At 43.1% G+C, this 23,100-nt stretch carries 14 protein-coding genes; all 14 read left to right on the top strand.

All coding sequences use genetic code 11. The features are described from left to right. Window positions 1–514: 514 nt before the first annotated feature. Window positions 515–1,093, top strand: a complete 579-nt coding sequence (locus tag L0657_RS04695; protein ID WP_235149236.1) for an RNA polymerase sigma factor — start codon at window positions 515–517, stop codon at window positions 1,091–1,093. 135 nt (window positions 1,094–1,228) lie between these two features. Further along, window positions 1,229–2,314: a FecR family protein gene (locus L0657_RS04700; protein ID WP_235149237.1), complete on the top strand. Its 1,086-nt coding sequence runs from the start codon at window positions 1,229–1,231 to the stop codon at window positions 2,312–2,314. A gap of 168 nt (window positions 2,315–2,482) precedes the next feature. Then, complete coding sequence (locus L0657_RS04705; protein WP_235149238.1) at window positions 2,483–6,094, top strand: TonB-dependent receptor; 3,612 nt, start codon at window positions 2,483–2,485, stop codon at window positions 6,092–6,094. Between the two features lie 22 nt (window positions 6,095–6,116). Next, the gene (locus L0657_RS04710; protein WP_235149239.1) at window positions 6,117–7,829 is read left to right on the top strand and encodes a RagB/SusD family nutrient uptake outer membrane protein; all 1,713 of its coding nucleotides are present in this window, start codon (window positions 6,117–6,119) and stop codon (window positions 7,827–7,829) included. A gap of 287 nt (window positions 7,830–8,116) precedes the next feature. Continuing rightward, complete coding sequence (locus tag L0657_RS04715; RefSeq protein WP_235149241.1) at window positions 8,117–10,066, top strand: glycoside hydrolase family 97 protein; 1,950 nt, start codon at window positions 8,117–8,119, stop codon at window positions 10,064–10,066. A gap of 60 nt (window positions 10,067–10,126) precedes the next feature. Then, window positions 10,127–11,323, top strand: coding sequence for a glycoside hydrolase family 88 protein (locus L0657_RS04720; protein WP_235149243.1), 1,197 nt, complete (start codon window positions 10,127–10,129; stop codon window positions 11,321–11,323). A gap of 69 nt (window positions 11,324–11,392) precedes the next feature. Continuing rightward, window positions 11,393–14,155, top strand: coding sequence for a heparinase II/III-family protein (locus L0657_RS04725; protein ID WP_235149247.1), 2,763 nt, complete (start codon window positions 11,393–11,395; stop codon window positions 14,153–14,155). 67 nt (window positions 14,156–14,222) lie between these two features. After that, complete coding sequence (locus L0657_RS04730) at window positions 14,223–15,824, top strand: hypothetical protein (protein WP_235149249.1); 1,602 nt, start codon at window positions 14,223–14,225, stop codon at window positions 15,822–15,824. Then, window positions 15,821–16,879: a serine hydrolase gene (locus L0657_RS04735; RefSeq protein WP_235149250.1), complete on the top strand. Its 1,059-nt coding sequence runs from the start codon at window positions 15,821–15,823 to the stop codon at window positions 16,877–16,879. The genes L0657_RS04730 and L0657_RS04735 overlap by 4 nt, the downstream gene beginning before the upstream one ends. Window positions 16,880–17,912: 1,033 nt before the next feature. After that, window positions 17,913–18,896 carry an AraC family transcriptional regulator gene (locus L0657_RS04740; protein WP_235149252.1) on the top strand — a complete coding sequence of 328 codons (984 nt, stop codon included), beginning with the start codon at window positions 17,913–17,915 and terminating at the stop codon, window positions 18,894–18,896. A 118-nt stretch (window positions 18,897–19,014) separates the two neighbouring features. Next, a complete protein-coding gene (locus L0657_RS04745; protein WP_235149254.1) occupies window positions 19,015–20,034 on the top strand; it encodes an alkene reductase in 1,020 nt (339 codons plus the stop codon). A gap of 53 nt (window positions 20,035–20,087) precedes the next feature. Continuing rightward, window positions 20,088–21,011 (top strand): NADP-dependent oxidoreductase, encoded by a 924-nt coding sequence (locus L0657_RS04750; protein ID WP_235149258.1) that lies wholly within the window; start codon window positions 20,088–20,090, stop codon window positions 21,009–21,011. A 28-nt stretch (window positions 21,012–21,039) separates the two neighbouring features. Next, the gene (locus L0657_RS04755; RefSeq protein ID WP_235149260.1) at window positions 21,040–21,957 is read left to right on the top strand and encodes an NAD(P)H-binding protein; all 918 of its coding nucleotides are present in this window, start codon (window positions 21,040–21,042) and stop codon (window positions 21,955–21,957) included. A 63-nt stretch (window positions 21,958–22,020) separates the two neighbouring features. After that, window positions 22,021–23,100, top strand: coding sequence for an alkene reductase (locus tag L0657_RS04760; protein WP_235149261.1), 1,080 nt, complete (start codon window positions 22,021–22,023; stop codon window positions 23,098–23,100).

A 23,100-nucleotide genomic window follows, 5' to 3' on the forward strand; every position in this document is an offset into this window, starting at 1 on the left:
TTTTACTTATTTTGCCCAAACGTTCTCAAAAAAACGGATTATCAATGTCATAGTCGCTGCTCAATCAATATTGCCAAACTAGTGTTTAGCGATTATATTGACTTGCTGATAAGTTATATAAATTGACGGGTGGTTAAACCGGACTGTTACGATCTTTGAAGGTTATGGACTATTAGCAATTTAAGCGTTGATATTGTTTGGTGAACTGTTAAATAAACAACGTTAAATCGTGCTATTAAAACTTCGACAGAAATTGTTCAATCATTGACTTGAACGCGACGCATTTCTTTCATCAGGAACTGCTAAACGATATTTGTTAGGCGTAAATAATCCTCGATTGCCATCTGGTTTTAGATCCGAAAATTACATTTTGATTGAGGCATTCAGTCTCGTTAAAATAGTAAAATTGTAGAAAAATTCATTAATTCGGTAATATAATTGTAAAATTTGGGGAAAATTTTGATTAATTTATTGCTTATTTGTGAAAGCAATTTAGTAAGACATCTTAACAGTTATGCAGGGAACGTTGGTATCGGATAAGGAACTGGTAAATTCTATTTCAGAAGGCGACGAAAGTGCTTTCCAGGAAATTTACCGTCGGTACTGGTACAAGCTTTTCATGATGGCCAAGCGAAAACTGATCTTTGAAGAAGACGCTCAGGAAATAGTTCAGGATATTTTTGTAGACCTGTGGGAGCGGCGTTTTCAGGTGCAGATTGAAGAATTAAACAATTTTCTGGTTAGCGCAGTTAAATATCAGATACTAAACCATATCAGGGCTAGAATTGTCAGACAGCAATATTCAAATGATTCTTTTCACACTGTAGATCATAACGATAATGATACCGAAGATCAGCTGGCACTCACTGACCTGACTACCGCTATTGCTTCAGGACTTGCAACGTTACCACAGAAATCTCGGGAAATATTCACACTTAACAGGTTGGAAGGACTATCGGTTCGGGAAATTGCTGCCAGGCTGAATATACCCGAGCGCACTATCGAGTATCACATAACACAGTCGCTGCGTATGATGCGCCAGCATTTAAAGGATTTTGTCCTCATTATCACTGCAATTGTCTTCGCCAGCTAAGTCCTCCAAGTTTATAGTCTTGTAATTTTCTAAGAATAAATAAACTATACCCCATGTTTAATATAAACTTTTGGTTATTTAATAAAACTATTTGCGGCAATTTGATGGTATAGGGTACTTATCAATATACCGGGCTTGAAACGTATTATTCGTGTTAAAATGGAGAAGAAAACAAAAGGATTTTTAAGGATTTTACAAAGATACATGGACGGATCTTCCCGGAATGAGGAAAAACAAGTCATGGACATTTGGTATGGATCGATTGAGCGGGAAAATATATCGGATTTGGACTCAGAAGACAAAAATCAGTTGGAAGACAAAATCTGGGCCGGGATTCAAAAAGAGATATACTTTAAAAACGAACCAGAAGCGGTATCCAATAAATTGCGCTACATACCTTATTTAAAATTTGTCTCGGCGGCTTCTGTGCTTCTTGTCCTAGGTTTTCTCTACTTTATTTCGGATTTGAACCGGTCAAGAAGCTCGCTTTTTAAAAATATTTCAAGTCAGGAACAGGCTGCACTTTTAAAAATAGAAAATACTGGATCTTCCCAATCAGTTATCAGGCTTACTGACGGAAGTCATGTTACCCTTGAAAAAGGTGCTAAATTATATTACCCAAAACTTTTTAGTGCTACCAGCCGCAAGGTTTATTTAGAAGGAAATGCATTTTTTAACATATCGAAAAATCCGCAAAAGCCCTTCCTTGTTTTTTCCGGAGATATTGTAACAAAGGTTTTGGGTACAAGTTTTACCGTGCATACTAATATTAAATCCGGAAATATTGAAGTGGCGGTTTTAACAGGAAAGGTAATTGTAGAAAAAGCAGATAAAGTAAAGGAAACATTTGATGCAGGCACTGGCGGTGTCTTTTTAACACCTAATAAGAAAGTTATCTTTCTGCCCGAATCTGAAAAATATATTACCGGTATCGTTGACAAACCCGTGTTTGTAGAAAAGCCCGATGCTGGTGCATTCGTTTTTGAAGAGACATCCTTAATCGACGTGATTGAAAAACTGGAAAAAGCTTACGGAGTAGAGATTAAATTGGAAAACGGCAGCATTGCCCACTGCCCGATAACTGCTGATCTGTCAAACGAGTCTTTATTTGTCAAACTCGAGATTATAAATGCTTTGTTGAATACCAAGTCGCAAGTCAGAGATACCACCATTTTATTGACTGGCGGAGCATGCAATTCTTTTAAATCTAGTCAAACTTAATAAACAATAACATGTAAATAAAAATTACAACAAAAAGAAACCGAAGATGTTGAAGCATCTCCGGCTTGATTAAATCCCTGAAACTTGCGCTAACAAGGTGTCTTATTCTCGAAAAATAAGGCGGGGATTCTTTTGCCAAATCTGTCACGATCTAACAACTGCAAAACAATGAAAAAACGAAGACAAATCATAGCGCCAATAGGTACTATTATGAAAGTATCATGTATTCAAATCATTCTCGCAGTTCTCGCAATGACTTACACCTATGGTTATGAGGTAAGCGCGCAGGAACTATTATTAAGAAGAGTAGACTTGGCCGTAGAGCATAAAGAAATCAAAACCGTGCTTTCTCAGCTCGAAAAGAAGGTAAATCTTAAGTTCGTATATAGTTCCAAGTCACTGCCTGTACATCGCAAAATTTCGTTATCTGTTTCTAATAAAACTGTTTCCGAGGTACTGGATGCAATGTTTTTGCCAGACCGTGTTACTTATACAATTGTGAACGATAAAATTGTGCTTACCATAGTTGATTCGTCATCTTTGGAAGAAGACGAACAAAAAAGCCAACCGGATCAGGTAAATGCCAAAAGCTTTGAAAGGACAGTCACCGGTAAGGTTACGGATGAAAAACAGGAAGGGTTGCCGGGCGTAAATATTACAATCAAGGGCACAACAAAAGGCACGACATCGGATGTTGAAGGGAACTTCACTTTACAGGTGCCGGATCAGCCTGAGGTTCTGGTATTTTCATTTGTAGGATATTTACCTCAGGAAATTGCTGTCGGAAGTTTGATAAAGATTGATGTTTCCTTAAAGGTCGATACCAAATCACTGGAAGAGGTGGTTGTAGTGGGGTACGGTACGCAAAGCAAAGCTACCCTCACTGGCTCGATCTCAACTGTTAGTGCGCAGACATTCAAAGATCGCGGTCCGGTTTCCAGTCCGTTGGCAGCGTTGCAGGGGCAGGTGCCCGGCGTTACTGTGACAAGAAGTTCTTCCCAGCCGGGGCGCGAAGGATGGAATTTTCAGATCCGAGGGGCGGCTTCAATTAACAGTACGGAACCTTTGGTTATTGTCGACGGCCTTCCCGTGCCGGGCGTGAATGCGTTAAATACTTTTAATCCCAATGATATTGAAAATATCTCCTTTCTGAAAGATGCTGCAGCATCGATCTACGGATCCCGGGCAGCCGGAGGTGTTGTTTTAATTACAACAAAAAGAGCGAAAAACGGAAAGCCAAGAATTGAATACAACGCGAGTTTTTCGCAAAAAAACGTCGGACTACTTCCCAAGCTGGTTGACATGAATGATTGGGGGCCTTTGATCAAAGAAGCGCGTGAAACGGACGGATTTGCCGCGACGGATATCTGGCTTAATTATGCCAATGTAGCAATCGCAGCCAAGCAACAGGGCATTACTGTAATGAGCAAAGAGCAGTATCTGGCTGCCAGTGGTGCCGGAGCAGCAAACTTTGGAGATGTCAGGGACTTTACTTTTTTTGACGGAACGGAGCAGGATGTGCTCTGGGGTAGTGCTAAATCACAGGAACATCAGCTCAGCATTTCGGGAAGAACTGAAAAGCTTGGGTATAGGATTTCGGCGGGTTATTTAAAAGACGGAAGTCTTCTTCAGCCGGGAAACAATTCGAATTCCCGCTACAATGTAAGGTTTACGAATGATTACCAGTTTTCCAAAAAACTGGTAATGGAAAGTAACATATCCGTTGAGCGCAATGTGATCGTTCAGCCTACGCGGCTTGGAGACGTAATAAACAATGGAAACCAGCCTGGTAAGCCCTTGTCCGGCCTTGGTCTGACTGGCAAGCCGTATGTTTGGGGCTCCGGTATAGGGAATGCCTCTGTGAATGCGATTGCAAATTTTGGAGGAGATAATACCGAACGAAACACCAGGCTAAATGGCAATTTTAAATTGACGTACGACATTTTACCCAATATAAAAGCGGTTGCATCGACGGGATATTACCTGTTGGACACAGATTACAGAACTTTGGAGAACATCATAGCCTGGTATGATTATGCAGGAACATTTAATTCTTTCAACTCACCGAGCCGTACATCCTACCAGAGAGGTAATAAAACAGAGTCTAACTTTACAGCAAACGGCTACCTTCAGTATGACAAAGTCTTTGGTTCAGATCATACCGTACGTGCGGTGGTTGGATCGCAATACGAGCGTTTTGAGTATAACAGGTTTATTGCCAAAACATTCGATGTCGTACCTGGCGTGCCGCCTTCGTTGAGTTTGAGTACGGGTGACGGAACTTCCAAAACGGTTGCCGAAGCTCAGTATCATACAGCTATTGCAGGATATTTCGGAAGATTTAATTATTCTTTTAAAGACAAATATTTGCTGGAAGCCAATGTACGCTATGACGGGTCTTCGAAATTTCGTGAAGAGGATCGCTGGAAAATGTTTTATGGTGTTTCAGCAGGGTGGGTCTTGACAGAAGAGGCATTTTTGAAAAATAATGGGATTTTAGATGTACTTAAAATCAGGGCGTCCTACGGAAGTTTGGGAAATCAGAGCGGAATTGGTTCGTATGACTATATTCAGTTTCTTAACCTGAATTATTCTACAAGTCAGCAGTCTTCGGGTTTTCCTATTCTCGGGACAAGTCCAGCGGTGCGTATTTCACCTAGCGGAAGTTTGGTCGCCTTTGACAGAACATGGGAGAAAATTGAAACGCAGAATCTGGGGGTTGATGTTGCTGTACTTGATAACCGCCTATCAGGTAGTTTTGAATACTTTATAAAAAATAACCGAAATATGCTTTTGAACAGAACGTACTCTGCGGTTCTGGGAGCGAATGCGCCGCAAGGTAATAATGGTCATTTGAAAACATGGGGATGGGACCTGTCTTTGAACTGGCGCGGTCAGATAGGAAAACTAAACTATCGAATCGGTGGTAACATTTCTGACAATCAAAACAAACTGATCAACTTTGGAGGGCAAAATATTATTGGCACGGGTGTTCGGGGATATAATACTGCGGTCGAAGGATATGCAATTGGATCCTACTTTGGCTTGGTATATGCCGGGAAAATCCAGACTGCTGAACAGCTGGAATCGTACCGGAATCTGATCCCCGGCAATAATATTGGCATGCCGAGTGGCGCTGCAACCTCACAGGCTAACGGCAGACTTGCTCTGGGCGATAATATGTTTAAAGACGTAAATGGAGATGGGAAAATTACTTTTCCTGAGGATGCGAAGTATCTGGGCAGGGATGACCCACGTCTGACCTATTCTTTTAACGGAGGATTGGAATTCAAAGGGTTTGATTTAAATTTTATATTCCAGGGAATTGGTAAAAGAACCGTTATTCGGGACGGGAACTGGAGAATACCAGCAGCAGTAATTTTTCAGGCGCAAAATGAAGCTTTTGTCGGTAAATCGTGGACTCCGGAGCGCACAGATGCTGATTTGCCAAGAATTTCTACCACCGGTGTTATTAATAACTACAATTACTTTCCTTCCGACTGGGTAGCTGAAAACGCTTCTTATCTGCGTCTGAAAAATCTGGTAGTAGGTTATACAATTCCGGCAACTATTACTAAAAAGGCTAAGATTGAGCGTTTGCGTGTATATTTCTCCGGAAATGACCTTTGGGAGGCTACAAAAATAAAAGACGGTTGGGATCCGGAAGCTTCCCGGACCGTAGCTAACACAGGCGACAGTGAAAATAATAATATCGTCACTTTCAGCCAGCGTTACCCATTTTACCGCTACCTGACTTTTGGTTTAAACCTTACTTTCTAAGATCATTTTTAAATCGCAAATCATGAAACGAATAAATATTTTGGCCAAAGTCTGGATTGTTGTTGCTCTGCTTAACACCGGATGCAATAGTCTTATTGACATGAAGCCGCTCAATGAAATCTCCGACGCAAACTACTGGACTACTCCTGATCAGTTTAAGCTGGCAGCCAACGAGTTCTATACGTATTTACGTACATTTACTGACATCATGGCTGATGGGCCACACTCGGAGACCCGCGCTGATTTTACTTATCAGCGTGATGGAGCCAACTTGTTCAGCAATGGGAATAATACAGTTCCCTTAACAGATGGTAACTGGAATTATTCAAGAGTCCGGAATGTAAACTATTTGTTGGAAAAGGCAGGCAGTTATTCAGCGCCCGATGATATCAAAACTTACGTAGCCGAAGCCAGGTTTTTTAGGGCTTATCTCTACTTTGATCTGTTACAGCAGTTCGGTGGTGTACCCATCATTGAAAAGCCTTTAACTGTTAGTTCCGCTGAATTATCTGCACCACGCAATACCCGGGACCAGGTAGCTGATTTTATTCTCAGTGATCTTGATGCTGCGATTGCTGTTTTACCTGCTGAAAGTGCAATTGCTGCGGCAGATAAGGGAAGGATCAGCAAAGAAGCAGCCCAGTCATTTTTGTCAAGGGTAGCGCTTTATGAAGGTACCTGGCAGCAAAATAGAGGCAATAGTTCAAGAGCAAATACGCTGTTGGATAAGGCTATTGCAGCGAGTAGCGCAGTAATAACCGGAAATCAGTTTTCGCTCTTTGCTCCCGCGGCACTGGGTGATTCAGCCCAAAAATATCTGTTTATTCTGGAAGATCAGACATCCAATCCGGCTGGCATAACCAAATCTTCGAATAAGGAATATATTTTGAAAAACCGTTATGATTTTGCGCTGCGGCAAATTAGGTTCAATATTACCAAAACCGTGGTAGGTAACGTTTTTGTGGTAACCAAAAAACTAGCAGATTCCTATTTATCTCAGGATGGACTTCCAATTGAAAAGTCGCCTCTATTTAAGGGATATTCGGGCACAACCACAGAATTTCAAAACCGTGACAACCGGATGCGTTACAATTTGCTGCAAGACGGGCAAACTTTCTGGACCAACAATGCACCTCGTGTTTCGTGGAAAGGAGATGCAGCCGATATCGCGTCTGGTCAGAAGTGGAATGGGGCAACAGGCAGCGGATACGCCAATCAAAAATGGGGTACGGAAAGAAAATTGTCTGACCAGGAGGAAGCCTATGATTATCCGGTTATCCGTTATGCAGAAGTTTTGCTGAATTATGCTGAAGCGGTATATGAGAGAAATGGTTCGATTTCGAATGCGGATCTGGATAAGTCACTCAATCTGGTTCGAAACCGTGTAAATAAAACGATGCCAAAGTTAAGCAATGAACTCGTTGGTGCTAATGGACTGAACATGCGCACAGAGATCCGCAGAGAAAGAAATATTGAACTCTATTTTGAAGGATTCAGAAGAGACGATCTGATCCGTTGGAAAACAGCAGAAACTGAGATGAAGCAGGATATTTTGGGAATAACCTGGAAAGGTACCGCCTTTGAGACCCGTTGGCCAGGTATCGGTGCTCAGGTAGTAAATAATGTCTACCGGTTGGAAACAAATAGAAAGTGGGCTGACAAAAATTATCTGCTACCTATTCCTTCTCAGCAAATTCAGTTAAATCCGAATCTGGAGCAGAATCCTGGCTGGTAGTTGATGCGCATTTGTTATTGACTGAAACTTCTCCGGATTAATAACAAGTCAGGCGGGCAATCAGCACTTACGCTCCGGTCATAACGACACCCTCATAATGCCGGCCAGTTACAGTCGGCATTATAAGGGGTTTAGTTTTTCTGATCTTTTACAGCATTTCGAAATGCAATGATGTGTATTGCTAACATGAGTTGGAATAATCCATATCAGCACAACCGGTTTTGATAAAAGTCGATTTTAAAATCTGTTGATTAGGCGAATAGTTTTGTATTAAAAGTAATTGAATTATGTATCTTAAATTTAAAGTGCCTGCGTGTCTTCTGTTTCTGTTTATTGCATGCTGCTTCCGCTCCGTAGCACAGGACAGTACAGGTTATCAGCTTTTATCTCCTGATAAAAATTTCGTCATTACGGTCGCTCACAAGCAGCATGCCGGCAAAAAGCAGCTTGTTTATGGTGTGACCTATAAAGGTAAACCGATCATTCTGGAATCGGAGCTGGGCGTGAAGATCGAAAATAACCTTTTTGAATCGGCATTGGCGATAACCAATGATTCAAGTAAGGTTTGGTTTGATAATCTGGTTTTTACAGGTGTTCAGCGGTCGTCAAAAAACGAAAGCTGGAAGCCGCTTTATGGAGAACGCAGCCTTATTGAAGATCATTACAACGAAATGATGCTAAGCTTCGAGAAGAACGGACAGGACAATGGCCAGGCTGACGGGCATGCGGCCCCGGACTACGACCGGCGAAGTAGCTATCAGGTGCAACTAATCGTGCGAGCTTATGACAGCGGGGTGGCTTTTAAATACTTCTTTCCCGAAAACAAGAATGGCCTTTTCATGCACATCACCGGTGAGCAGACCGAGTTCACTTTACCGGAAGGCAGTATGGCCTATTTTGAAGGATGGGCACAGGGGGCGTATTCATTATTGCCGCTGGCAAACTGGCCAGGCGAAAGCGAAAGACCATTAACGCTGCACCTCAAAAATGGCTTATATGTAGCACTTCTTGAAGCACAGATGGTGGATTACGCACGAACAAAATTCAAGCTAAGCGAAACAAAAAGAAATACGTTGGAAGCATCTATCTACGGAGATGTTGATGCGATTACTCCGTTTGGCACATCCTGGCGTGTGATCATGGCTGCGGAAAAGCCCGGGCATCTGATTGAAAACAACGATTTGATTTTAAATCTGAACCCTGCCAGTAAGCTCTCAAATACAGCCTGGATTAAACCGGGAAAGGTGATACGCTCGGGATTGACGACCAAAGATGCCAAAGCATGCGTTGACTTTGCCGCAAAACATCATTTACAATATGTTCATTTAGATGCCGGATGGTACGGTCCTGAAATGAAAGTTTCTTCCGATGCTTCCGTAGTCTCCCCTGAAAAAGACCTGGCCATGCAGGAGCTGATCGCTTACGGGAGAAGCAAAGGCATTGGCATTTTGATCTATGTGAACCAAAGAGCGCTTTACAGTCAGATGGACAAACTTTTTCCGCTTTATCAGAAGTGGGGGATCAAGGGAATTAAATTCGGTTTTGTACAGATTGGATCAAACCGCTGGTCGCACTGGCTGCATGAAGCAGTGAAAAAAGCCGCCGAGTTCGAGTTGATGGTGGATATTCATGACGAGTACCGCCCGACGGGTTTCAGCCGTACGTATCCAAACCTCCTATCGCAGGAGGGCATTCGCGGGAATGAAGAATTTCCGGATGCTACCCACAACACCATATTGCCATTTACCAGGGGCCTTGCCGGCGCGGGTGATTATACGATCTGTTATTTTGATCCCCGGTTAAAAAACACGCATGCCCACCAGCTGGCACTTTCCGTAGTGATGTATAGTCCCTTTCAGTTTTTGTTTTGGTACGATAAACCATCCGCCTATCAAAATGAGCCAGAGATTGAATTTTTTGAGAAAGTCCCGACTGTCTGGGACCAGACTATCGTAACTGATGGTTCAATTGGAGAGTATATCACCACTGCAAGAAGATCAGGCCAGGATTGGTTTGTGGGGTCAATCACTAATAATGATGCCAGAACGCTGACCTTATCCCTGGATTTTTTGCAGGAAGGGAAAAAATATACGGCTTCTATTTATGCTGATGATCCTGCACTGAAAACGAGAACAAAGGTTTCCATTCAACGAAAAGTAGTGGATAACAACCAGACCCTGGAAATAAAAATGCCGGCAAAGGGCGGCCAGGCGATCTGGTTTACCCCAATAAAATAAATTTCTTTGCCTGTAAGCTTCAATCCTGCCTGTGCGTATTTTCTTATAAAAATGACAAAAATGAAAAAAATACCTGTTCTGATTATCTTTTTATGCTTGCTACATCCTGCCTATTCACAAAGTAAAAAAGCACTGGATGTTGACAAAGAGCTTTCTTACTGCCTGACGCAGGTGAAAAAAACACTGGCAGAAAAACAGCCATATAACAGACTCCCCAGAAGAATCTCAAAAGCGGACTCAAACTGGAATTATGTAGGTATTGAAGACTGGACAAGTGGTTTTTGGCCCGGAACGCTTTGGTATGCTTATGAATATTCAAAAGACAATACGATCAAAGATGCCGCGGCAGGTTATACGAATGCACTCACGCCGGTACTAGATGAAAAAGAGCACGATCATGACCTTGGTTTTATGTTCTATACCAGTGCGGGAAATGGTTACCGCCTGACCAGGGACTCCGTTTACAGGCAGACAATACTGCGCGCATCGGATTCTTTGGCGCTACTGTTTAACCCGAAGGTAGGTACGATACTTTCCTGGCCACGGATGATCAGCCAGATGGGCTGGCCGCACAATACGATCATGGATAACATGATCAATCTGGAAATGCTTTTTTGGGCTGCAAAAAATGGAGGTGATAAAAAACTGCGTGATATCGCTGAAAAACATGCTGAAACGACCATGAAAAATCATTTCCGCCCAGACTGGACTTCTTATCACGTAGCTGTATACGATGACAAATCGGGTGAATTTATTAAAGGAGTAACCCACCAGGGATATGCCGACAACAGCTTGTGGGCACGCGGGCAGGCGTGGGCCATCTACGGTTTTACAATGAGCGCACGCGAAACAGGAAGAAGGTATTTTTTGGAAACAGCACAGAAAACAGCTGATGTCTATATCAAGAATCTACCGGCAGGCCATGTCCCGTACTGGGATTTTAACGATCCGAAGATCCCAGATGCTCCAAAAGATGCGTCCGCTGCCGCTATTGTTGCGTCCGGACTTTTGGAACTATCCACTTTGGTAAAGGATAAAAAAGTGGCTCAGCATTACAGAGCCGAAGCAGAACGAATGCTCACGTCGCTGGCTTCGTCTGCATATAAAAGCGGAGACCAAAATCACGCTTTCCTGCTGCATTCGACAGGTCACCATCCCAACGGTACAGAAATCGACGTTTCGATCAACTATGCCGATTACTACTACATTGAGGCATTAACAAGGCTTAAAAAATTAAGGGCAGGTAAAAGCCTCTGAGGTAAAACGGAGCCACGATTGGAGCTGATTGGGGTGGGTAAGAATTATATTGAAAAGAAATTTTAAATTATGAATATTTCCAGGTTTGGTTTTTCACTGGTTTTGATACATCTTGTTTTGTATGCCCAGGCGCAGATAAAGCTTCCGACAAATTTTTCAACCGTTCATCCACGGATACACGATAAGCTGACAGAAAAGTCCCTGTTAAAATATAAAGCTGATGTAGATCCTTATGTGGAAAAATCTCAGACGGATTCCACCTGGATGTTATCCAGACTTCAGATGTACTGGAAAACGAAATCAACTGATGTCTTTATCAAAAGTGGAGTATACGACCACGCGGAAGGAACGGCACCGGTAGCCACGGTGAAGTTTCCGGGTGCAAGGGATAATACGACCATTTATGGCAGCTCAAAACTGGAAGATATCCAGCCCTATGAAGATGACCCGAGGGGTATTCAGATGATCAACCGCTCGAAAGCCGGTCAGCCATTGGAGTGGGCTGACATTGCTAAAACAGGTCGGAATATTGAAGCGATCAACACCAATATCATCAGACTTGCCGCAGAAGCAGGCTCACTTTACGTGGTTACAAAAAAGGATTCGTATGCAAAGTTTGCCTTCAATCTTTTTGATACCTATATGACTGGCATGTATTATCGGAAGGAACCTTATGACTTATCCCATGGCCATCATCAGACCATTACCGGACTTTCTACATATGAAGTGATTCAGGAGGTGGCTATGCTTAGTAATCTTACTTCACTGTATGATAACCTTTTTAATTACATACAAAAAAAAGCGCCCGATAAAAACAAGATTTATGTTGACACATTTAAGAAATGGGCCGATATACAGCTTAAAAATGGAGTGGCTTTCAATAACTGGAATCTGATGCAGGCGAAAAATGTGCTGATGATCGCGCACATTTTACAGCCGGATAGCAGCTACGCCGACAAGAAGGGTACGCAGTATTATCTTAATCAGGTGCTCAATGAGGATTCCGAAAGGCAGTGGTCAATTGTCAAAGTTATGAACGAAGGTTATGATCCAAAAACAGGTATATGGAACGAAAGTGCCGGGTATTCCAGCGGCGTTCTGCATGATTTTACAGGATACATTAACTGGTTTGACCAGAATTTTAATTACGACTTGCTTTCCCAAATGCCGGTTTTGGAAAAGGCTGTTCTGGCAGAAACCCAGTATATATTTCCTAATGGGTTCACCACCGGTTTTGGCGACTCGCATTATCATCAGCTGGAACCCAAGTCGGCCTGGCAACTTGTTGAAAATGCGAGAAAAAACGGTAAAACAGCACAGGAAGAAAAGTATACGAAGTTTATTAAAACGATCGATGCTTTTAACAGAAAATCTGAACCGGGATATCAGGATCAAACAGATGGTCTGATCAGTTCTGTACCTGCCGGTAAAATCGAGGACTATGTGAGCACGGTTTTCTCGGCGCCTAACGTTAGCTACTTCGCGCAGCGTAATGGTATGGATCCCAAAAATGGGCTGATGGTTGCTATGGCCGGCTCGAAGGGTAACCACATGCATGCGAACGGGATTTCTATGGAAATTTATGGAAAAGGGTTAATACTTGGACCTGACGGAGGGATTGGTACCAGCTATTTTCAGCAGGATTATGCCGAATATTATTCTCAGTTTCCGGCGCATAACACAGTAGCCGTAGACGGAATATCTGCCTATCCGGTTATGAAAAGCAACCACGGGTTTGATGTGCTGAGCTCCTATCCCCAATCGGACCAGAAGACAGGATATTTCCCCAAAGTAACCTTTGGTTCGCTTTACTTTCTTGAACCCGAAACCCAGTCTGATCAAAACCGGCTTACAAGTATCATCCGGACGGGTGATACAACAGGCTATTATGTCGATATTTTCAGGTCCAAAAGAAAGGATAATCAAGATAAAATGCACGATTATTTTTATCATAATTTGGGCGGAGAACTGACTTTAACAAATGAAGCAGGAAAACCGCTTGATCTGAAACCTACGGAAAAGTTATCCTTTGCGGGAGGGCACCTGTTTGCTTATGATTATTTCTTTGACAAAAAATCAATAGTGACCAATCAGGATTTTAATGCCACTTTTAAAGTTAATCTTCCGGGTAAAAATGCCGTTTTTATGAACCTGTGGATGAAAGGATCTGCTGACCGGGAAGTTTTCGCAGTGAAAGCCCCAATATCAAAGGAGTTTAGAAATAATCTGATGATACCGGATACCATTGCAGAACTTCCGCTTTCCACCATCGTAGCCAGACAAAACGGTCAAGCCTGGACGCGTCCTTTCGTAGCAGTTTATGAGCCGTCGAGCACTCAACTTGGCCGTTCTGTTGAGCGCATTGCAAGCTTTACTCCACCTGGTAGCTCGTCTGATTTTGTTGGATTAGAGGTGAAAAGCAAATCAGGGATTAAGGATTATATTTTCTCATCATCAAAAACGGAGCCCGTCAGCCATGACGGGATGAAAGCAGCAGCCAGCTATGCGGTTGTAAGTATGAGCGCAGAAAAGAAATTAAATTACTTGTTCATTGGGAAAGGGCTCACTACGTCATACGGGCAATTTGCCATTAGCCTCGATAGCGCCGCAAGTGCTGTATTGCAACTGGACGATGATACTCTGTACTATGGAGCAGATGCCGCTGCCGTGCTGGCACTGCCTGATTATGGAAAAGAAAAAAGACAGTTTACGCTATCATTTGAACAAAACGGAAAAATGTTTGCTGTCAAAGGTAAAAGAGTTAAGGGAATGCAAACCGTAAGCTATGCATTGCCTGCAATACCGTATCAAAAAATCGTAATAAGTAATTGATTTTTGGAAAGTTGTTATGTTGAAAACAACCAGATATATAAAGGGAAATTTCGCTAAAATATGCCTTGTGAGCTTTTTTGCACTTTTCTTGCCGGGTGCTGTGGCCCGTGCACAGCAGTGGCAATGGTCCGTTTCTGTCGATAGTATCATTTCAAAGGAAACCCAAAAGAGTCCTATTGCATACCTTTGGATACCTCCTGATTGCAAACGGGTGCGTGGCGTTGTAGTTGGGCAAAACAACATGATTGAGCAGGGAATCCTGGAAAATGAAGCGTTCAGGAAAACAATGGCTGAAATCGGCTTTGCACAGGTATGGGTGGATCCGGCTTTTGATCAGGTCTTTCAGTTTGATAAGGGAATTGGGACAAAATTTAATGCTATGATGAAGAAGCTCGGCAGTATTTCGGGGTATACCGAATTGGAGTTTGCTCCTGTCGTACCGATTGGCCATTCTGCGGCGGCTAGTTTTCCCTGGAACTTTGGCGCATGGAGCCCGGACCGTACCCTTGCGATGTTGTCCATTCACGGTGATGCTCCCCAGACGGATCTAACCGGAAGCGGACAGCCCAATCCGGATTGGGCAGGGCGGCAGATTGACGGCGTGCCGGGACTTATGGTCATGGGTGAATACGAATGGTGGGATGCCCGGCTGACACCAGCGCTGAAATTCCGCCAGCTTCATCCCGATGCTCCTGTATCGTTGCTGGCCGATGCTGGCAGGGGACATTTTGATTTTTCGGAAGACTTGATCGGTTATTTGGCGGTTTTTATAAAAAAAGCTGCGGCTTTAAGGTTGCCAAAGCATTTGCCTTTGAACCGTTACCCCAAACTCGATGCTGTGGCTGTAAAAAACGGGTGGCTGGCTGACCGTTGGCATCAGGATCGTTTTCCTGCTCAGCCGTCCGCACCGTATCATTCCTATCAGGGCAATCAAAATCAGGCTTTCTGGTACTTTGATAAGGAAATGGCGGAGTTGACAGAGAAATATTACGGAAAGGCTAGACAAAAGAAACAGCAGTATATTGGCTATTGCCAAAGCGGTGCACTATTGCCCTTCAATCAAAAGTCTCACGCAAGAATCCAGGCCAGATTCGTCCCGCTACATGACGGAGTGAGTTTTCATATTTCTGGTGTTTACACCGATTCGTTACGCTATAAGCTTGCAAGTGAACATGCAAAAAGCCAAATCGATATTACCAGAATAACCGGCCCGGTAAAAAAGGTCAACGATTCCACGTTTACGGTCAGTTTCAACAGGTCGGGCTTTGATAATCCCAAGCGTAGCAATGATATCTGGCTGATGGCTGCCAGTGATGGTGATCAGGATTACAAAAGTGCTGTGCAGCAATTAAATCTGAAAATTCCATTAAGAAACGATCGAGGCCTGAGTCAGACGATCCAGTTCTCCAAACTTAATGACTTATCAGAAAATAGTCCGCCAGTAGCGCTCGGGGGGAAGTCGGACAGAGATTTACCAGTACATTACTATGTTCAACAGGGGCCTGCGATAATCCGGGAAAGTCAACTTGTTCTAACCAAAATACCGCCCAGAACGAAATTTCCGGTAAAAGTTACTGTCGTAGCATGGCAGTACGGAACAAGTAAACAGCCTGAAATACAGTCTGCTGCACCTGTATCACAAACCTTTTACGTTCAAAAGAAAAAATGAAACGCGTAGCAATTTTAGTTTTTGTACTGGGTGTACATATTACGTCCCGGTCTCATGCGCAAAAGGCCTATGATTTTGCACCGGTAGATCAGAAGATCCAATGCTGGATTGATTCGGGCTATTACGACGGTGCATCCCTAATTGTTGGCCGTGTGGATACGATACTTCATAAAAAATATTACGGTACCTACAATTCTCAGACCGTGGTTCACATCGCCTCTGCTGGAAAGTGGCTGGCAGCAGCAGCTATTGCGGCAGTTGTGCAGGAAGGAAAACTAGGTTGGGATGACCCAGTTGAGCGCTGGATTCCTGAATTTACAGATCTGAAGGGTAAGGCGACACTTCGTCAATTGCTGTCGCACACAGCCGGGTTTCCTGATTATCAACCAAGAGGTGCAAGAGCAGATAATTATCAAAGTTTGCGGGAGTCCGTTGCCTATATTGTGAATCTTCCTGCGGATACCTTACCAGGAACAAAATTTTTATACGGGGGACTGGCGATGCAGGTAGCAGGCAGAATGGCAGAACTTGCCACCGGAAAGATATGGGAAGCAATATTTCAGGAGAAGATAGCAGGCCCGCTTGGGATGATCGGCACGCACTTTACACCCGTTGATCCTACACCTGGTCACAATCCCATGCTAGGTGGGGGAGCCAGGTGCCGGTTGGATGATTATGGTTGCTTTTTGGATATGATACTCAATGATGGGGTTTATAAAGGTAAGCAGGTTTTGTCTAAGGCATCAATCGTAGAGCTGGAAAGTAACCAGGTGAGAGATGCAATAGTTAGAGCAGGTGAGTATGTACAGGTTGTAAGAAAGGAAAGTCGAAACGATATTTACGGCCTGGGACAATGGCGGGAGAAAGTTGATCAGCGTGGCAACGCACTTGTAATCAGTAGCCCAAGCTGGGCAGGTGCTTATCCATGGATAGATAAAGAAAACGGAATCTATGGTTTTTTCTTGGCCAGAATCAGCAATGATAAAAATGGATTTTCTGGTTTCTATCAAAGCCCGGTTTTGTCAGAGATGGCAGGGAAATGCTACGGTAGGTAACTTGGGGAATTTTGTTCAGGTGAAATAAATTGGTTTAAGATGAATGTGCTATGCAGCCATCGGTCTCTATTATACCTTATTCTCTACCAGGATCCTATGATGAATTGCGTTATAAATTGGCGAAAAAATATTTAAGAAGAGCTCACAGTGGTGGACGCTTATTATTTGCTTTCGTTTTACATGGGCCTGTAAACGATGTTCCTAAGCTCTTGGTTTTAATTATTACCTGTCTTTTTTGGTCGAATTTGCATACAATGGCAGTACAGTGCCCATTTGATAGCAATTCTTGCTTATAAAATCAACCGGGTAAGTCTTTACAGAACTTTACTTGATCTTGATGATGCCGGGATTCTGTGCCGATTGATAGATTCGAGTGGTGCTGCGCAATATCATTATGTGGTAGAGAGGCCTATTTCTATTTCATTTTTTTGAGATTTATTCTTACATTCAGGTCAGCCTTATATCTGTTCTCGTTTTTTTTTGTGAAAATCTTCGTGCAGCTCATTATTTAGAATTCTTGAAAAAGAAACCAAAATAGGTTAAGGATTATCGCTTAGCTGTAAAAAAATTTATCTGGCCAACAATGTAATTTTATTGCCAAGTGGATACTGAATTAAAAAGCTGCTTCTTAGGAAGCAGCTTTTTCGCTACTAGGCTTACGTTTTGTGTAGGAACGTAATAATGAGATACGTTGAAGAGCGAGTATTCTGCGAATGATTATAGTAGATGAATGATCGAGAAAAACGGTGGTCTTAATGAAATATGTTGAAAACAAGATTTTATGAGGTAGCTGCAACCAGAATACCAATATAGTGCAGTTTAGTGTTTGTAGAACAAGTTAAACCGACCATGCCCATGTCGAGGTCTGGCTTATGTAGATTGTGTCGATGGCGAATCTCAGGGTAGGGCAGGTGCTGAGGCTATTCCGAATTATATGTAATATCTGGCTTATTAACTGAGAGGATATTGAAAAAGTGATTTAAATTTTTAGAAATTTACATAACCTTAGACGCATAACCATTTACCTCATGCTATGATTTTGGAATTTACAGCTGCCCCGGGTTTTGACTTTATAACCCGGTTTTCAAAACAAATCAACGCTGTTGTGCGAGACAATTTCCTGGAGATCCCAAAGGAAATGGGAGAGGGCTATGTGCGTAAAGTCGGGTTTGGAAACGATTTTAAATTAACAATTCATCGGTATACGTTAAAGGAAGATCTAATAATCAAGCGTAATCCGACCGCAACCTCTAATACCATAAGGACCATTTTCTTTTACAGCAATAAGGAAGATCTTGACGTCAGATACAATCACGAGGTAAATATACCATTCTCACAAAAAAATGATTCTTCGATACTGTTGTCCACCAATGATTTGCGCACAGAAATCCGTTTTCCTGCTGGCAGCAATATTCAATATGTAGTTGTTGGAATTACGGCCGACAGGTTACGCTCAGTTCTTTCTATCGAAAAACCAAATGGAACATTAGAGACGATCACAGCTGAAAACGCATCCTTTCTGTTTTTCGAAAGTCTGGATCCTGAAATGCAGTTGCTACTTAAAAATATTGTGTCCGTCGACATGAATAATTCCCTGAATAATTTCTATGTACAAATCAAGGTTCAGGAATTGATGTACCTGCTTTTTAGCAAGCTGTCAATCAGGGAAAGCACTCCTTTTAAAAGTATCAACAGTAACGATGCAGAAAAGCTTCTGGTCATTCGCAATGAATTATTAAGTGATCTTAGTACACCGCCCGTTTTAAGCGAATTGGCCGCCATAGCCTCTATGAGCGAGACGAAACTTAAACAGCTTTTTAAGCAGACATTTGGTGATACAATTTACAATTACTACCAAAAAGCCAGAATGGAAGAAGCTGCATTTTTGTTAAAGCAGGCTAAACAGTCCGTTTCTGAAGTTGGTTACGAGCTTGGATTTTCAAATCTTAGCCATTTCAGCAGAGTATTCGAAAAACAGTACGGTATTACACCAAAAAAATTCTCCTATACTTCATAAGATTTCATTATCTTGAATTGAAACATTGCTTGCCGGATAGGACTATTATTGTGTCTTTTTCGGTTATTTTACCCATTGGGTAACTTCTACATTTGTTCTGTAATTAAGCAGCAGCAAAATGAAGAAGTTATTCACGCCTTATGAGAAAGGCTTCTTAAAGTTAAAAAATCATTTGGTGATCGCGCCAATCACCCGCAGCAGGGCGATTGGAAATCTTCCTAATGTGCTGATGGCAAATTATTACGCCCAGCGGGCTGGGGCGGGATTGATTATTACAGAAGGGACCTCGCCAAGTCCCGAAGGTCTGGGATATCCACGCATTCCCGGAATCTATTGTGATAAGCAGGTAGAAGCATGGAAAAAGGTGACAGCGGCTGTTCATCAAAAGGGATCTAAAATATTTTTGCAGCTAATGCACACGGGTCGCATCGGTCACGTGGACAACATACCTGGCGGAATTCAGCCGGTAGGCCCTTCAAATATTAAGGCAGCGGGCGAAATCTCTACAGATTCACAAGGTATGCAGCAGCACTCTGTTCCGGTAGCCCTTTGCCTGGACGGTATAAACCGAGTTATTAAAGATTTTGTAAGGGCTTCAAAAAATGCAGTTCTGGCTGATTTTGATGGTGTCGAGCTCCATGGTGCCAATGGTTATTTGTTGGAACAATTCTTAAATCCGTATGTAAATAACAGAACGGACCAATATGGAGGGGACTTTGTAAACAGAAGCCGCCTGATTGTGGAGTTGACCCAAGCGATTGCTGGGGCTATTGGTCCGAAAAAAATAGGGATTCTTCTTTCGCCATTTTCTCAATTGTGCGACCAACGGCCATACTGTACGGATCATGTGCATCAAACATACGTCTATTTAGCTAGTGAACTGAACAGATTCGGCATCGCCTATACTCATCTGTCAATCAACCCGGAAATTCCTGAAAAGACGTATAAGGCGATTCGTTCGGAATTTAATAACACCATTATATTCTGTAACGGCTTAACGCGTCAGACAGCGGAACAAACACTGCAGGAGGGGCTGGCGGACCTGGTCTGCTTCAGGCGCGGATTCCTCGCAAATCCTGATTTTGTCAGCCGTATCGAAAAAAATGCCCAGCTCAATGCTGTTGACTTCTGCCCATAGCATGTTGTGGAGCAGCCATGATACACAAATCTTACACTTAATAATTTAAAATAATGAAAGCAATCCAATACAGAACTTATGGAAGTTCAGATGTGATTCAGGAGGTTGAAGTTCCAGTCCCATCGATCCAGAGTGAAAATGATGTCTTGATCCAGGTGAAGGCAGCAGGCGTAAATCCGATCGACATGAAAATCCGTATGGGATTGATGAAGGCGGCACGCCCTGTTCAAATGCCCTTTACACCAGGCGGAGAGGCCGCAGGAATAATTGTAGCCATTGGGTATGGCGTATCAAGAATTAAAGTGGGGGACCAGGTCATTGCCCTCACCAAGACAAACGGTTATGCTGAGTATGTGAAAGTAAACGAAGACTTTGCGCTGCCCATGCCGCAGGGTTTTTCATTTGAAGAAGCAGCATCTATTGGAGTCAATATCGGGACTGCACAATCGGTGCTTTTCACAGCTGGTCAGCTTCAAAAAGGGCAAAAAGTATTGATTCAAGGTGGAGCAGGTGCAGCCGGCGGCGCGATGGTGCAACTTGCCAAAGCCGCCGGTGCGTATGTGATTGCCACCGCATCCGGAAAAGGTTTGGAACTGGCAAAAAGTCTTGGTGCAGACCTGGTTATTGACTATAAATCACAGTGTGTGAGCGGTTTGTTCACGGGTGTTGATCTTGTGGCTGACACCGCAGGTGGTCAGGCACAGGAAAAGCTTTTTAAAGTTTTAAAGCCTGGCGGAAAACTTTTAAGTATAGTCGTGCCACCCTCACAGCAGCTGGCAGAACAATACAATGTAAAAGCCGGTTTTGTGGCCTCGGACATTTCCGCAAAAACTTTGCAGAATGGCTTAGCGCTGGTAAATGCGGGAAAATTTAAACCAGTTGTCTCCAAAATATTTAAGCTTGGCGAAGCAGCCCAAGCCCAGGATTTCTTAGCGGCCGGTGGCGTAAATGGTAAGGTAATCCTTACGGTTGATTAAAAAATATCATCATTTAAAAATCATAAAAATGAACAATAAGAAAGTTCTGGTGGCTGGTGCTACTGGTTACCTCGGAAATAAAATTGCCGCTGAACTACTTAAGCTCGGAGCACAGGTCACTGCAATGGTCAGGTCAAGCAGCGATAGAAGTAAGCTTTTGGAAATGGGTGTTAAAAACTTTGTTGTGGGTGATATGATGGATGCAGCTTCTTTAAGTAAGACCCTATCACCCTCACATGGATTTGACGCAATCGTGGCAAGTGCAGCGGGTTACACGAAAAGAACAAAGGGTGACAGCCCTGTAACCGATACGATCGGGTATCAGAATCTGGTGGATGCCACCAAGGCAGCCGGAATTCCCCGTTTTGTGTTGATATCCATTCTCGAATCCGACAAAGCCAAATCAGTGCCTCACTTTTATAATAAATATCTGATCGAAAAATATCTAGCAGAGAAAAAACAGCCTTTCATTGCCCTAAGACCGGGTGCCTTCCTAGATCAAACGCCGGATTTTATCATCGATAAAATTAAGAAAGGGGTACTACCTACATTCCTGACAGGAACTTACGGGATTATTTACACCTCACAACTGGCCAAATATGCTGCTATGGCAGCGGTTGTTTTGTCTGAGAAGGAGCTGAACACTTCCATAGATGTAGGCTGGGACAAACCCGTGAACGAGAAAATACTGTTAGCGGCATTTGCAAGTGTTCTTAAAAAGCCTGTTCAGGCTAAGCGGGTTATCCCTGCTTTCGTATTGAATTACATCCTGCCGATCGTAGCCAAATTCAGTGACAGCACCGATGACATGTATCAAATGATCAAATGGATCGATACGGGTGTGTACATCAGTAAAAATCCACAGCGGCAAAAAGAACTTTTTGGAGAGTTGCCAACGGCTCAGGAAAGTGTGAGACAGTACTGCCTTGACCGTGGGCTGATATAGGAGTTTTATTTTTCTGATTCAAATACTACCATTTACAGACATCACTCAAATAATATTAAAACAATGAAATTACTAGAAAAGGTAACGCTGGGAAAAGAAACAATAAAGAACGCGGTTGCAATGGCACCCATGACACGGAGCCGGGCGAACATTGAAGGCGTCGTATCAGATCTGACGACTTTGTATTATACCCAGCGTGCGAGTGCAGGGCTTCTGATCACAGAGGCGATCAATATCACTGAACTCGCGCTGGGCAGCCCGCTGACACCTGGCCTTTACAGCGATGAGCAAATTGAAGCATGGAAGAAAGTGACAAAATCTGTGCATGACCAGGGCGGAATAATCTATGCGCAGCTTTGGCATACTGGTCGTGTTGGGCATTCTGTAGATAGAAAGGGGCAACTTCCGGTAGCACCCTCGGCGATTGGAATCAAAGGACAGCAGCATTTCACCTCTCAGGGAATGAAAGAATATGAAACACCTCAGGAATTAACCACACAAGAAATCAAACAAATTGTGAAGGATTATGGCCACGCCGCCAGGAATGCTATCAAAGCCGGTTTTAACGGAGTTGAACTGCATGCAGCATTCGGATATTTACCTAACCAGTTTTTGTCGGAAAGCGCGAACCTGCGGACTGATGAGTACGGCGGTAGCGTCGAAAATAGGAACCGCTTTGTGCTGGAAGTAATGCAGGAACTGGTTGATGTGATGGGTATTGATAAAGTGGGTATTAAGTTATCGCCAACTGTCTATTACAACAATATAACAAACAGTGATCCGGTTGCGCAATTCTCAAGCCTAATCGAAGCCTTAAATGAATTACCATTAACCTACGTACATTTAATGAATGGCTTATTACCTTTGGATGATTTCCCAAATTATCCTAAGAATGCCATACAAACCTTTGGCAGTGTAAGTAAACACACTGTTATCGCAAATGCCGGGTTCAATAAAGAAAGTGGGGAAGCGGAACTCCAAAAGGGGATTGCCAAAATTATTTCTTACGGTGCACTGTTTCTGGCCAACCCTGATCTGCCAAAAAGGTTTGAATTGGATGCAGAGTTGAACCAACCGGACCACGCTACCATGTACGGTGGCGGTGAGCACGGATACACCGATTATCCGTTTTTGGAAGATTGA

The organism is Dyadobacter sp. CY345 (assembly GCF_021502725.1).
Taxonomy (GTDB): Bacteria; Bacteroidota; Bacteroidia; order Cytophagales; family Spirosomataceae; genus Dyadobacter.

What these genes read in the sequence shown, in the direction of transcription:
- L0657_RS04695 (WP_235149236.1), top strand. Translation starts at nt 515, where the DNA reads ATGCAGGGAACGTTGGTATCGGATAAGGAACTGGTAAATTCTATTTCA.
- L0657_RS04705 (WP_235149238.1), top strand. Translation starts at nt 2,483, where the DNA reads ATGAAAAAACGAAGACAAATCATAGCGCCAATAGGTACTATTATGAAA.
- L0657_RS04710 (WP_235149239.1), top strand. Translation starts at nt 6,117, where the DNA reads ATGAAACGAATAAATATTTTGGCCAAAGTCTGGATTGTTGTTGCTCTG.
- L0657_RS04715 (WP_235149241.1), top strand. Translation starts at nt 8,117, where the DNA reads ATGTATCTTAAATTTAAAGTGCCTGCGTGTCTTCTGTTTCTGTTTATT.
- L0657_RS04720 (WP_235149243.1), top strand. Translation starts at nt 10,127, where the DNA reads ATGAAAAAAATACCTGTTCTGATTATCTTTTTATGCTTGCTACATCCT.
- L0657_RS04725 (WP_235149247.1), top strand. Translation starts at nt 11,393, where the DNA reads ATGAATATTTCCAGGTTTGGTTTTTCACTGGTTTTGATACATCTTGTT.
- L0657_RS04735 (WP_235149250.1), top strand. Translation starts at nt 15,821, where the DNA reads ATGAAACGCGTAGCAATTTTAGTTTTTGTACTGGGTGTACATATTACG.
- L0657_RS04740 (WP_235149252.1), top strand. Translation starts at nt 17,913, where the DNA reads ATGATTTTGGAATTTACAGCTGCCCCGGGTTTTGACTTTATAACCCGG.
- L0657_RS04745 (WP_235149254.1), top strand. Translation starts at nt 19,015, where the DNA reads ATGAAGAAGTTATTCACGCCTTATGAGAAAGGCTTCTTAAAGTTAAAA.
- L0657_RS04750 (WP_235149258.1), top strand. Translation starts at nt 20,088, where the DNA reads ATGAAAGCAATCCAATACAGAACTTATGGAAGTTCAGATGTGATTCAG.
- L0657_RS04755 (WP_235149260.1), top strand. Translation starts at nt 21,040, where the DNA reads ATGAACAATAAGAAAGTTCTGGTGGCTGGTGCTACTGGTTACCTCGGA.
- L0657_RS04760 (WP_235149261.1), top strand. Translation starts at nt 22,021, where the DNA reads ATGAAATTACTAGAAAAGGTAACGCTGGGAAAAGAAACAATAAAGAAC.